Origin of the sequence: Arthrobacter sp. ISL-65, from assembly GCF_018613795.1 — a bacterium.
Lineage (GTDB): Bacteria > Actinomycetota > Actinomycetes > Actinomycetales > Micrococcaceae > Arthrobacter.
The window spans coordinates 51597-64118 of record NZ_JAGGPN010000007.1 but is presented as its reverse complement, the minus strand read 5'-3'; the positions used below and the strand labels follow the sequence as shown (position 1 = coordinate 64118).

Annotated in this window: 9 protein-coding genes; 6 read left to right on the top strand and 3 right to left on the bottom strand. The window is 66.7% G+C overall.

Annotation, left to right across the window (positions count from 1 at the left end):
- Window positions 1-34: 34 nt before the first annotated feature.
- Both J7I85_RS03020 and J7I85_RS03015 read right to left on the bottom strand, forming a co-directional pair.
- The gene (locus tag J7I85_RS03020; RefSeq protein ID WP_214846398.1) at window positions 35-1585 is read right to left on the bottom strand and encodes an ABC transporter substrate-binding protein; all 1551 of its coding nucleotides are present in this window, start codon (window positions 1583-1585) and stop codon (window positions 35-37) included.
- A gap of 181 nt (window positions 1586-1766) precedes the next feature.
- Window positions 1767-2978: an MFS transporter gene (locus tag J7I85_RS03015; RefSeq protein ID WP_214846396.1), complete on the bottom strand. Its 1212-nt coding sequence runs from the start codon at window positions 2976-2978 to the stop codon at window positions 1767-1769.
- 214 nt (window positions 2979-3192) lie between these two features.
- Here J7I85_RS03015 and glgX point away from each other — a divergent pair, with 214 nt between their 5' ends.
- From glgX to J7I85_RS25705, 4 genes are all read left to right on the top strand, one after another.
- A complete protein-coding gene (gene glgX, locus J7I85_RS03010) occupies window positions 3193-5358 on the top strand; it encodes a glycogen debranching protein GlgX (RefSeq protein ID WP_214846394.1) in 2166 nt (721 codons plus the stop codon).
- 229 nt (window positions 5359-5587) lie between these two features.
- On the top strand, window positions 5588-5839 hold the full coding sequence (locus J7I85_RS03005; RefSeq protein ID WP_251023867.1) for a hypothetical protein: 252 nt from the start codon (window positions 5588-5590) through the stop codon (window positions 5837-5839).
- Window positions 5840-6085: 246 nt separating this feature from the next.
- Window positions 6086-7015: a hypothetical protein gene (locus J7I85_RS03000; protein WP_214846391.1), complete on the top strand. Its 930-nt coding sequence runs from the start codon at window positions 6086-6088 to the stop codon at window positions 7013-7015.
- Window positions 7016-7024: 9 nt separating this feature from the next.
- The gene (locus J7I85_RS25705) at window positions 7025-7687 is read left to right on the top strand and encodes a class F sortase (RefSeq protein WP_214846389.1); all 663 of its coding nucleotides are present in this window, start codon (window positions 7025-7027) and stop codon (window positions 7685-7687) included.
- A gap of 216 nt (window positions 7688-7903) precedes the next feature.
- Here the strand turns inward: J7I85_RS25705 and J7I85_RS02990 are convergent, their stop codons facing one another.
- Window positions 7904-9886, bottom strand: coding sequence for an amino acid transporter (locus tag J7I85_RS02990; protein ID WP_214846387.1), 1983 nt, complete (start codon window positions 9884-9886; stop codon window positions 7904-7906).
- Between the two features lie 410 nt (window positions 9887-10296).
- On the opposite strand from J7I85_RS02990, the gene J7I85_RS02985 reads away from it, so the two are divergent.
- Both J7I85_RS02985 and J7I85_RS02980 read left to right on the top strand, forming a co-directional pair.
- The gene (locus tag J7I85_RS02985) at window positions 10297-11826 is read left to right on the top strand and encodes a TrkH family potassium uptake protein (protein ID WP_251023866.1); all 1530 of its coding nucleotides are present in this window, start codon (window positions 10297-10299) and stop codon (window positions 11824-11826) included.
- Entirely contained in the window at window positions 11819-12511 is a 693-nt protein-coding gene (locus J7I85_RS02980) for a TrkA family potassium uptake protein (RefSeq protein ID WP_102971311.1), read from the top strand. Before J7I85_RS02985 ends, J7I85_RS02980 begins: the two co-directional genes overlap by 8 nt.
- The last annotated feature ends 11 nt before the right edge of the window (window positions 12512-12522 follow it).

Genomic DNA, 12522 nt, shown 5'->3' with positions numbered 1-12522 from the left:
GGACCCTGCGCTCGGGGTCCGCGGTACGGGGGCGTCACGATCCGGACTTGGCCGTTTCGGCCCGGAGCACGTAACGGGCCAGGGGGTCCTGGACGTGCGCCTGCAGGTCGGTGCGGACGGCGTCGGTGGCCTGCTCGTTGACCAGCCACACGTTCACGGCCTGGTCCTGGAGGATCTGGCCGGCCTCGGCGTACAGCCGGTACCGCTCCTGGGCGTCGGCCGTCGTGGCTGCCTCCGCGATCTTCTTGTCGTACTCCGCGTTGCAGAAGTGGCTGAGGTTGTAGGTGCCGTCGCAGGTGTAGTCGGCGGTGAGGAAGCCGATGGGGTCGGCGATGTCGATCAGGCGGTTGCGCTGGCTCAGCACCATGTCGTAGTTGCCGGACAGCAGGTCCGGTTCGACGGCGGCATACTCCTTGGTGGTGATTTTCACCGGAACGCCCACGGCCTTCAGGTTCTCCTGGATGACCGTGGCCACGTCCGCGAACTCCGCGCGCTCGACGATCGCGATGATCTCCAGCGGCCGGTCTGCTGAGTAGCCGGCGGAGGCGAGCAGCTTCTTGGCGGCGTCGAGGTCCTGCTTCGGCGTCGCGGCACCCTCGATGGCCCACGGCTCCGACGGCGCGAACGGACCCGTGGCCGGGATCGCTGCACCTTCATAGACGCTGGCGGCGAGCGCATCCAGATCGAGCGCCGAGCGGACCGCCTTGCGGAAGTCGACGTCGTCGAACGGGGCCTTGCCGTTGTTCATGTACAGCGTGGCGGTCCGCGGCGAATCCGCTTTCAGGACCTTGACGTTGGAGTCCGACTCCAGCGCCGCCAGGCCGGAGACAGGGATGGACAGGGACACGTCCGCTTCGCCCGTCTGGACCTGCGCGGTGCGGGTGGCGCCGTCGGTGATGAACCGGATCTCGGCGCCGGCAAGCTGCACCTGCCCGCCCCAGTAGTTTTCGTTCCGGTCCAGGGTCAGGGACTGCTTCGGCTTCTCGGACACGGGCGTGAACGGGCCGGTGCAGTGGCCAAACGGATCGACGGTCTCGCCCTTGAAGGCGGCCGGCGACAGCACGCCGGTGTTGACGCTCGCCAGCCGGTAGGGAACCAGCGGGCTCTCGGTCGGCGTAGTCACACGGACCGTGTTCTCGTCGAGGGCTTCGACCGCCTTGACTGCCTTGGGGCTGAACGCGCGGGCGGGAACTTCGGCGTCAAGGACGTTCTGCAGCGAGGTCACCACCGCCTTGGCGTCCAGTGCGGCGCCGTCCTGGAACTTGACGCCCTCGCGGAGGGTGAAGTCCCATTCAAGGTCGGAGACCTGCTTCCACTCCGTGGCGAGTGACGGCACGATCTTCCCCTGCGTCTCGTCGTAGCGCGTCAGCGTCTCGAGGCATCCGGACAGGGACAGGATGTAGGCGGCGTCGCTCTCCAAAGCCCAGTCCGCCACGGGTGCGCGGAAGTTGTCGACGACGATCCGCTGGTCAGGGTCGGCCGCCGCCTGGCTGGATTTACCGGCTTCGCCGCTGAAGCCGCAGGCGGACAGGGAGAGAAGCGCCACGAGTCCCACGGACACGGACAGCGGGAAGAAAGAGCGCAACGAAACCACCTAGATTCATGTCTGCGGAAACGGCAGACGCACAGCAAACGGCCAAAAGGGCCAAGCTGAGTGTAGGCTAACCTAACTTCTTCGTCCAAAGCGGGCCGCCCAACTAACTCGCAATAGTTGTCGTTTTCAGCCGTCAAAACGACAACAACTGCGAGTCAGTTGGCTAGGTGTGTCAGTAGTTGCGGCGGTGCTTGAGTCTGGGAAGCACGACGGCGAACACACCTGCCGCCGCGAACCCCAGGACCCCGGTGGCCGTCACCCCGGCGCCGAGGGAGGCAGCGGCAGTCACCGCGGAGAGGAGCACCGGCCCGCCGGTGGAACCGGCATCAGCCATAAACCGCCAGAGGCCCAGGAACTGACCGCGGCCGCGGTCGGGCGAGAAGTCGGCACCCAGCGTCATCACCAGGCCCGAGCTGATCCCATTGCCGAAGCCGATCAGCAGGGCCGCCAGCAGCAGGCTCGTGAACCCGGCGGTCAGCGGGATCAGGACCAGTGCGGCCCCCATGATCAGCGTGGACGGGATGGCCACCCACTGCCGCCCCCGCCGGTCCATCACCTTGCCCGCAGGGTAGAAGACCAGCATGTCGATCGCCCCGGAGAGCCCGTACACCAGCGAAGCATGGGTGGGGTCGAGGCCCAGGTGGTCGGCCCACAGCGGAATCACCACCTGGCGGGAGGCGCGCAGGGCGCTGAGCAGCAGGATGCCCATTCCGGCAGTCAGGAAAACGCCTGCATGTGAGACAGCCACGCCGCGCAGGGTGGGTTCCGGGCCGGTCCTGCCATCAGATCCGTGCACCGACACCAGGTCGGGGACTGCTACGGCGAGGACGGCGGCCGCCGCCATGCCGGCCACGCCCACCCAGTACGCGCCGCTGATGCCAACGAATGCCATGGCAGCGGCGCCGATGAACGGCCCAATGAAAGTTCCGATGCGGCTTACGCCGCCCAGCGTGGACAGGGCACGGGCGCGGAATTCCACGGGAACAGCTTCGGTGAGGTACTTCTGCCTGGCCAGGCTGAAGACGGCGGCGGACATCCCGACGACGGCCATCGCCACCGCGAGCAGCCAGAGCCCGTTGCCAATCACCAGCGACAGCCCGCCTGCCACCAGGGCGAGCGACCCCGCGGCGGCCGCACCCACAATCGACCACCGTTCGCCGAACTTCAGGGTGATCATCGACGCCGGCAGGTTGAAGAACCACGAGCCCAGCCCCATGAGCGTGACGATCAGAGCGGCCACGGCAACGGATGCGCCCAGTTCACGGGCGGTCAGCGCCACAACCGGCAGGATGGCGCCCTGGCCAGTGCTGAACAGGAGGGCAGGGCCGAATGCCGGAACAGCGATGCCGCGAAGGCTGAAGGGCGGCGGGCTGTTCGGAGTCATCCCCATCATCGTAGGCGGGGGCCGTGGCGGCACGGCGGAAACGCGGGCTCCACGAGGCCAGAATCACAACGATTTGATTTACAGGGTGCCCGGACCTGAATCGAGCTTGGCGAAAGTACTAGGTGTGCTTAGCCTTGAGTCAGGGCGAGGCGCGCGGACCCCAACCGGACATCGAGCATGGTTCCGAAACAACTGAACAGCCGCAGGAGTAATCATGGAAGTCTGGCCGGGCAGCGCGTATCCACTGGGTGCGACCTTTGACGGGATGGGGACAAACTTCGCGCTCTTCAGCGAGGCGGCCACCGCCGTCGAGCTGTGTTTAATAGGTGGCGACCGCACCGAAACCCGCGTCGAGCTCCTCGAAGCAGACGGTTATGTGTGGCACTGCTACCTGCCCCAGATCCAGCCCGGGCAGAAGTACGGATACCGGGTCCACGGGCGCTATGACCCCGCCAGGGGCCAGCGCTGCAACCCCAACAAGCTGCTCCTAGACCCCTATGCCAAGGCCGTCGCCGGGCAGGTGCACTGGCACCCGGCCATGTTCTCCTACAGCTTGGGAGACCCCTCCTCCCGCAACGATCAGGATTCGGCGCCGCACACCATGCTGGGCGTGGTCATCAACCCGTTCTTCGACTGGGCCGGGGACCGGCCGCCCCGGATCCCCTACCACCGTTCCGTCATCTACGAGGCGCACGTCAAGGGTCTCACCGAGGTGCACCCCGAGGTGCCCAAAGAGCAGCGCGGCACCTATGCCGGCGTCGCCCATCCTGCCGTCATTGCGCACCTGCAGCGGCTGGGCATCACGGCCATCGAGCTCATGCCGGTGCACCAATTCGTCAATGACGGGACGCTGCAGGAGAAGGGCCTTGGCAACTACTGGGGCTACAACACCATCGGCTTCTTCGCCCCGCAAAACACGTACAGCTCGATCGGCCAGATGGGCCAGCAGGTCCAGGACTTCAAGGCGATGGTCCGCTCGCTGCACCGTGCGGGGATCGAGGTGATTCTCGACGTCGTCTATAACCACACGGCGGAAGGGAACCATCTGGGGCCTACCCTGAGCTTCAGGGGGATCGACAACGCCGCGTACTACCGTCTGGTGGAGGACGACAAACAGTACTACGTCGATTACACGGGCACCGGAAATACCCTGAATGTCCGGCAGCCGCACTCCCTGCAACTGCTGATGGATTCGCTGCGGTACTGGGTCACCGAGATGCACGTGGACGGGTTTCGCTTCGATCTCGCCGCCGCTTTGGCCAGGGAGTTTTACGACGTCGACCGGCTCTCCACGTTCTTTGAACTGGTGCAGCAGGACCCGATCGTGTCGCAGGTGAAGCTGATCGCGGAGCCGTGGGACGTTGGCCCGGGCGGTTACCAGGTGGGCAATTTTCCGCCGCAGTGGACGGAGTGGAACGGCAAGTACCGCGACACCGTGCGCGACTTCTGGCGGGGGGAGCCGGCCACGTTGGGCGAGTTCGCATCGCGGCTGACCGGCTCCGCCGACCTGTACGAGCGGTCGGGGCGGCGGCCGGTGGCGTCCATCAACTTCGTCACGGCGCACGACGGCTTCACCCTCCAGGACCTGGTCTCATACAACGAGAAACACAATGACGCCAACGGCGAGGGCAACCGCGACGGCGAATCGCACAACCGCACGTGGAACTGCGGCGTGGAGGGCCCGACGACGGATCCGAACGTGCTGGCGCTCAGGGCCCGGCAGCGGCGGAACTTCATCGCCACCATGCTGCTATCCCAGGGCGTGCCGATGATCGCGCACGGCGATGAACTGGGCCGCACCCAACAGGGCAACAACAACGTCTACTGCCAGGATTCCAAGCTCAGCTGGGTCGACTGGAACGCCGTCGACATGCCGCTCATGGACTTCACTTCCGCCGTGAACCGGCTGCGCGCCCAGCACCCCACGTTCCGGCGCAGCACCTTCTTCGACGGCCGGCCGGTGCGGCGCGGCAAGGGCGAGAAACTGCCGGACATCGTGTGGCTGAACGAGGACGGCATGGAGATGCTCCCCGAGGACTGGGGCCGCGGCTTCGGCCGGACCATCGGCGTGTTCCTCAACGGGGACGGCATCCAGGGCCGGGACGACCGCGGCCGCCGGATCTCGGACGTGAACTTCCTGCTGTACTTCAATGCGCACGACGACGACATCAAGTTCACGCTCCCGGCCGTTGAGTTTGCGGAGGCCTGGGACATGGTGATCAACACCGCCGGCACCGGAGTGGAGCCCGGTCCGATCGACGCCGGCTCGGTGCTGAAGGTGGCCGCCAAGTCCATGGCAGTCCTGCGCGCCCGCGGCCTGGCCCAGCCCGAACCCAACCTCTCCATAGCCGCCGGCCTGCAGTCCCCCGGCCCGGCGTAGTCCCTCCCTGCCCAGACCCTCCCTCACCTCCCTGCCCAGACCCTCCCTCACCTCCCGTCGCCAAATTCAAGACCCTTCCTCACCTCCCGTCGCCCACCGGCGGACGTGAAAGCGGGTCACGCGGAAATCACCCGGTGGAAACCGCCCCGCAACGTTGCGGCCCCATTCTGAAAGGGCGCCAGTGGCGCAACAGGATCAAGGCGCTGATTGCGCCAGGACGGAGCCCGCCATGGCTGAATCGGCCGCATCCGACGGATCACCCGGGCGCATCACCGACTGCCGAAGCCTCTCCCCCGGCGACGTGGTGGAGGCCCGCTACAACGGCCGCCTTTACTACGAGGGAAAAGTGACGGAAACGGTGCCGGTCCTCGGCATGTTCTGGATCCTCGAGACCAGGACCGGCACCCGGAAGCTCCTTGACCCGCTGGCCCTGCACGTGGTCCGGTTGGCGGCAGCTGAGGGGACCGGCCCCGCGCGCTAACGAGCCAGTGACGTTTGCCACAACCCCTATTGCTCTGTATTTTTAGCCTCACAGCGATCTTTCGGGCGGCATTCAGGTAGAAACTGGGGTCTCGCCGTCGTACTTCGGATGATCAGCAGCACGAGCGTCTCTCCTGCACGGCCCTGCCGGACTCTTCGGAGCCTCTGCCATGAGCCGCTCTGCCGCATGCTGAAACCGCCGGGGCCGTCCCGGCGGCCGCTTCGTGTATTAGGGGACGCACACACTATGACCGCTGCATCTAAATGGGTCGCTGCCGGTTCGTCGGCAGCAGTTTTCGCCGGCGGCCTTTTTCTGGGAGCCCCAACAGCCGCCGCGGCACCCGGCGACGCCGCCTGCCAGCAGGCCTTCACCCAGTATGAATCCGCGCTCAATGCCGCGGGCATCACCGAGGCAACCGTTGCCGATCTCGAGTCCACATTTGACGCAGCGGCGGCCGCGGAAGCTGCGTACATGCCCCTTCAACAGGTTGTCGACGACGCTGAGGCTGCTCTGGCCGCGGCCGAGGCGCAGCTCGCTGCCGACGAGGCCGCCAAGGACGCCGCAGAAGAGGCACTGGAGGAAGCCCAGGCTGCCGGTGATCCCGAGGCGATCGAGGCCGCGCAGATCGCTCATGACACGGCAGACGAGGCTCGTGGAGACTCCAGAGACGCTGTGGAGCTGCGGGAGTCGGAGTTGAACGCCGCCCTGGTTTCACCGGAGCTCATCCAGGCACGGGAGGCCTTGGATGCAGCGGTCGCCAACTTCGAAGCCTTGCTGGCAGCCGTCTCGCTCGACGAAGCTTCCGCCACCAACCTCATGGGCCTTTTCGAGGCGTACCTGACGGCCTGCAACCAGGACTCCCCCGGCGTTGATCCCGGGGTTACGCCGCCGGTCACGCCGCCGGTCGCTCCGCCTGTCAACGCACCGGGAAGCACGCCGACCAATGCACCGGGAAGCACGACGCCGGCAGTCGCCGGTGCGGTCAGTGTGGCTCCCGCCGGGAGCGGCACCGCCGCTGTAGCAAAGAACAAGGGCCTCAACGTACAGACCGCGGCCGAAGCCGAGCCGGGCGTTGACCCCGGACTGGCGCTCCTAGCCGGGCTCCTCGCGGCGGGAATCGCTGTGCCGACAGCGGCTGCCATGAGGATGCGTCGCACGGAGCGCGCCCGCAAGTAGGCACATCACGTGGAATCGCCGATAACGTCCGGCCAGCGCCGGCCCAGCCGCTGGCGCTGGTTTGCTGTGCCCGCTGTCGCCGCCGCGGGCTTGGCAACCGCTCTCTTCTTGGCCCCGTCGAATTCTGTGGCGCCGATCGATGGCGGCAGCACCGCCGTCGTGCCTTCCGCCGCTCCTGCGGTGGCGGGTTCCCCGAGTGCCGCGGCCGTGGCCCGAAAGGCGGGTCAACCGCAAGCCGCAGCGCCGACGGCGGTGTCGATCGAGGCTGCTGATCTGAATGTGCGGGTCCTGCCGTTGACGCCCAGCGCGGACGAGATGGCTTCGGAGTCGCTGGTGCCGCCGCTGACCCTCGATGCCTACCGGCTAACCGGCTATGGCGTGCCCGGCACCGGCTCCGCCAATACGACGTACATCGTGGGGCACAGCTGGGACGGCAGGGATGCCCCGTTCAACCGCCTCAGCGATGGGAACCTCATTGGCAAGGCGGTCACCGTGACCACGGCCAAGGGGGTGCTGAAGTACGTGGTGGATTCGGTGACGACGCACGACAAGAACACGCTCAAGGACAGCGACATCTGGAACGTCGTGCCCAACCGGGTGGTGCTGATCAGCTGCTACACCGAGGACCCGTGGGGCAAAAACGTGGTGGTCGCGGCCTCCCCTGCCCTGTAGGAACGCGTCCTCAGCTTTCGTCGCTTCTTGCCGAACGCGTCCTCAGCTTTCGTCGCCACATCCCACACGCTTTCTCAGCGGCAGAAGCAGTCCTAGTCATCATTGATGCCGGGACCCTTGATCTCGACAGGCTCGATCAGCGATGAGGAGGCATCCGGAAAAACCCGACGAAAAATGAGGGAGGGTTTGGAGGGTGAGTGGGAGGATCCGGGCGGACTAGCCGACGTGGATGCCGGGGCGGCGGGCGGGGTCGGGCTCGTTTTCGCGGATGATCTCGCGGACCACGGGGGCGGTGTCGCCGCGGCCCAGGAGCAGGTAGCGCATCAGGTGGGCCAGCGGGTTGCCCTCGGCCCACTCGAAGTACGCGTGCGGCCGCACCCCGGTGGCGTCACGCAGGGCCAACAGGATCGCGGCGATGGCGTTGGGCGCGGCCGGGCTGGTGGCACGCAGGATACGGTGCCCGGCCACCTCGACGCCGCGCACCTCGAGGACGTCACTGAAGCCCGACGGGTCCGTGACGTCGATCTCCAGGAACATCACGTCGGCCGTGCCGGGCACGGGGTTGTTCTCCCGCTGCGCGGCCTCCTTCTCCGCGTACTCCGCGGCGTCCCTGGCCTGCGGGCGGTTGGCGATGATGTTGATCCGCCCGTCGTAGTCCAACGTGTCCGTCACGAAGCGCCGCACCGCCTCGTCGAACTCGATCCGGTCCACCCGCAGCTCGGTGGTCCGCGAGACACGGGACACCAGCGAGACCACCACGATGCCCAGGATGAAGAACCCGGAGATCGCCAGGCCGTCCGGCTTCTCGATCACGTTCTCCACCAGCGCGTACAGCATGACGAGGGTCAGGACGGTGAAGCCGACGGCGGCCCCCCGTTTCTTCTTGCGCGCGGCAGAGATGCTTACGGCCACCGCGCCGGAGACCATCATGGCCAGGATGCCGGTGGCATAGGCGCCGGCCTGGGCGTTGACGTCGGCCTTGAATCCGATGGTGATGAGGATGCTGATGGCCGTGTACACCAGGACCACGGGCCGCACCGCGCGCGACCAGTCGGGCGCCATGCCGTAGGAGGGAAGGTACCGGGGCACGATGTTGATAAGGCCCGCCATCGCGGAGGCACCGGCGAACCACAGGATCAGGATGCTGCTGATGTCGTAGACGGAACCGAAGCCATTGCCGAGCCGTTCATGCGCCAAGTAGGCCAAAGCACGGCCGTTCGCCGGCCCGCCCTCCTGGAACGCCTCGGCCGGGATCAGCACGGTGGTCACAAAGCTGCTGCCGATCAGGTAGACGCTCATCACCACGGCCGCCGTCGTAAGGAGCTTGCGGGTATTGCGGATCCGGTTCTGCAGCATCTCCTCCGGCGTGGCACCGGGAGCCTTCACCAGTGGCATCATGCTGACGCCGGTCTCGAAGCCGGAGAGGCCCAGCACCAGTAGCGGGAACGCCAGGACCGCCGGGCCGGCGATGTTGCCAAAACCGCCGCCAAAGGAGGTGAGTTGCGACATCCAGGCTGCGACGGCACCCGGCTGGGTGACGGCGTCGTAAATTCCAGTGCCGATGACGACGGCGTTCAGCAGTAGAAAGACACCCACCAGCGGAATGGCCACGGCCACCGCCTCGGAGAAGCCCAGCAGGAACACCCCGCCCAGGATCAGCAGCATCACCACGGTAATGGGCACGGCCTGGCCCTCCAGGAACGGCGGCAGGTACGGGTTCTCCAGCATGTGCACGGTGGCGTCGGCTGCGGACAGGGTGATGGTGATGATCCACGACGTCGCCACGAACCCGAGCAGCACCAGCACGAACACCTTCCCGCGCCAGAACGGCAGCAGGTTTTCGAGCATGGCCACGGACCCCTGCCCGTGCGGGCTCTCGTGGGCCACCCGCCGGTACATCGGTAGCATGCCCAGCAGCGTCAGGGCCACGATCAGCAGCGTGGCCAGCGGCGACAGTGCACCGGCGGCGAGCGCGGCGATCCCCGGCAGATACGACAGCGTGGAGAAGTAGTCCACCCCGGTCAGGCACATGACCTTCCACCAGCTCTGCTGATGCCCGGTGCCCTCCTCGGCCTCCGGCCCCACCGGCTGGTGCACCTTGTGCTCCAGCAGCCACCGCGTGAGCGCGCCTTCGGGGCCATCTTCCCGCTCTGGGTTGGGCACGCTGGCCGGAACGGAGTACTGGGCAGGTGCGGTCATGAAGTGTCTTTCTGGATTTGCGGGAAAGGCCCCGTCGTCGGGCCGCTGGAGAGCGGCGGGAGGGCGGCCGGGGAGCGCTCACGGGTTCCGCCGTCGGACGGGCGGGAGGCGTCCGACGGCGGGGGCTACTTCGTTGCTCTGATGAGCCGGTAGATCATGTAGCCGGTTGCGCCGATCCCGAGGATAAGCCACAGAAACGGGGCGCTTTGGGTCAGCATGGCAGGACACGGCCTTGCTTGCTTGAGGTGGCCACGGGGTCCTTCGATTCACATGGGCAGTTTGCTGATGACCACGGGAGCCTAGCATCGGCCGGATTCCGAAAAGCGCCAAAACCGGGGATCTTAACGCTTTCTTAACGCCTCCCACTTCTTACCGGCCGCAGGGAATTCCGCGGTGGTAGCGTGACGCCTATGCGCGACGTCCCTGCTCCGAAGTCCCGGCCTGCAGGCAGGAACGCCCAATCCGCGGTCAGGAAGTCACGGCCGGCAGCGAAAACTGCGAGGCTCGCTGCCAAAACGGCTGCGAAAACACACCGGAAAGCAGCCGGAACGGACCGTGGCTTCGGCGGGCTCTGGCCCGCAGGCTCGAAGGTCTTCCCCCGCATCCTCAACGTCTTCGCGCCGCAGCACCCGGCCCAGGTGATCGTGCTCGGGTTCGCCGGGGCTGTCGCCGTCGGCACGATCTTTCTCATGCTGCCCATCTCGCGGAACGGCCCCGAGGGAGCGCCCTTCCTCGATGCCCTGTTCACGTCCACCTCCTCGGTTTGTGTAACGGGGCTGGTCACCGTTGACACGCCCGTGTACTGGAGCGGTTTCGGCAAGGTGGTGATCATGGTCCTGATCCAGATCGGCGGCTTCGGGGTCATGTCCTTCGGCACGCTGCTGGGCGTGCTCATGGCCCGCCGGCTCGGCCTGCGCTCACGGCTTTCCGCGGCCGCGGAGACCAAGAGCACCGGCTTTGGCGACGTCCGCCAGGTGCTGCTCGGCGTCCTCGCCATCAGCCTCACCGTGGAGACCGTGCTTGCCGGCATCCTTGCCGCCAGGCTCGTCATCGGCTACGGCTACGAGCCAGGGCGGGCAATGTGGCACGGCGTCTTCCACTCGGTGTCATCCTTCAACAACGCCGGATTCGCTCTGCATACGGACAACCTCATCGGCTTCGCCGCGGACCCGTGGATCTGCCTGCCCATCGCCGCCGCGGTGATCATCGGAGGCCTCGGCTTCCCGGTGCTGTTCGAACTGCGCCGGCAGTACCAGCGGCCCATCCACTGGAGCATGAACACCAAGCTGGTCCTGGTAGGCACAGGAGTGCTCCTGGTCAGCGGGACCGCCTTCCTCACCGCCGTCGAATGGTCCAACCCGGCCACACTGGGCGGGCTCAAGCCCGGCGAGCGCGTCCTGGCCGGGTTCTTCCAGTCGGTCATTACCCGCACCGCCGGGTTCAACAGCATCGACATCGGCCAGATGCACCCCGTCTCCTGGATGGGCATGGACATCCTGATGTTCATCGGCGGCGGTCCGGCCGGCACGGCGGGCGGTTTGAAAATCACCACGTTCAGCGTGCTGTTCTTCATCCTGCTCACCGAACTGCAGGGCGGCACCGCCGTCAACATCTTTGGCAAGCGACTCTCCCGCGCCGTGCATCGGCAGGCCATCACCGTGGTGCTGCTGGCCATCGGGATGGTGGTCGGCTCCACGATGTTCCTGATGCTCATCACGGACTTCGGCCAGGAGCGGATCCTGTTCGAGGTGGTCTCGGCGTTCGCCACGGTGGGACTGTCCACCGGCATCACCGCCGCCATGCCGCCGGCCGGGCAGGTAGTTCTGATCCTGCTGATGTTCATCGGCCGCCTCGGCCCGGTGACGCTCGGCGCCGCACTGGCCCTACGCGAACGCCCACTGCTCTACGAATACCCCAAGGAAAGGCCCCTCATTGGCTAAGAACTTTTTCTCCCGGCCCGCCGAAACCGCGGCGCAGGCGGACTCGGTGGTGGTCATCGGCCTGGGCCGCTTCGGCGGGTCGCTGGCGCTGGAGCTTGAGGCGCAGGGCACCGAAGTGCTGGGCATCGACTCCAACGAGGACACCGTGCAGTCCTACAACGGCCGGCTGACCCACGTGGTCCGGGCGGACTCCACCAAGGAGGAGGTGCTGCGCCAACTCTCCGTCCACGAGTTCGACCGCGCCGTGGTGGGCATCGGCAGCGACATCGAGGCGAGCATCCTGACGACGTCGCGCCTGCTCACGTTCAAGAAGCCGCAGATCTGGGCCAAGGCCATCAGCGAGCCGCATGCCGAGATCCTCAACCAGCTCGGCGTGGACCACGTGATCCGCCCCGAGCACGACATGGGCAAGCGCGTGGCCCACCTGGTCCGCGGCTCGCTGCTGGACTACGTCGAGTTTGAGGACGACTTCGTGATGATCCGCACCAGCCCGCCCGCCGAGGCCCGCGACCGTCCGCTCGGCGTGCTGGGCCTGCGCGACAAGTACGGCATCACCATCGTGGCGGTCAAGCGCCCGGGCGGCATCTGGGGCCACACCACGGCGCAGACCGTCCTGTACGACGACGACCAGATCATCGTGCAGGGCAGCAAGACCCAGGCGGAGCGGTTCAGCAACCTGCCCTGACGCTTACCGCA

Bases quoted from the DNA above. Each gene is read 5' to 3' on its own strand.
- J7I85_RS02990 (WP_214846387.1), bottom strand. From the start codon at position 9,886: ATGACCGCACCTGCCCAGTACTCCGTTCCGGCCAGCGTGCCCAACCCA.
- J7I85_RS03015 (WP_214846396.1), bottom strand. From the start codon at position 2,978: ATGACTCCGAACAGCCCGCCGCCCTTCAGCCTTCGCGGCATCGCTGTT.
- glgX (WP_214846394.1), top strand. From the start codon at position 3,193: ATGGAAGTCTGGCCGGGCAGCGCGTATCCACTGGGTGCGACCTTTGAC.
- J7I85_RS03005 (WP_251023867.1), top strand. From the start codon at position 5,588: ATGGCTGAATCGGCCGCATCCGACGGATCACCCGGGCGCATCACCGAC.
- J7I85_RS02985 (WP_251023866.1), top strand. From the start codon at position 10,297: ATGCGCGACGTCCCTGCTCCGAAGTCCCGGCCTGCAGGCAGGAACGCC.
- J7I85_RS03000 (WP_214846391.1), top strand. From the start codon at position 6,086: ATGACCGCTGCATCTAAATGGGTCGCTGCCGGTTCGTCGGCAGCAGTT.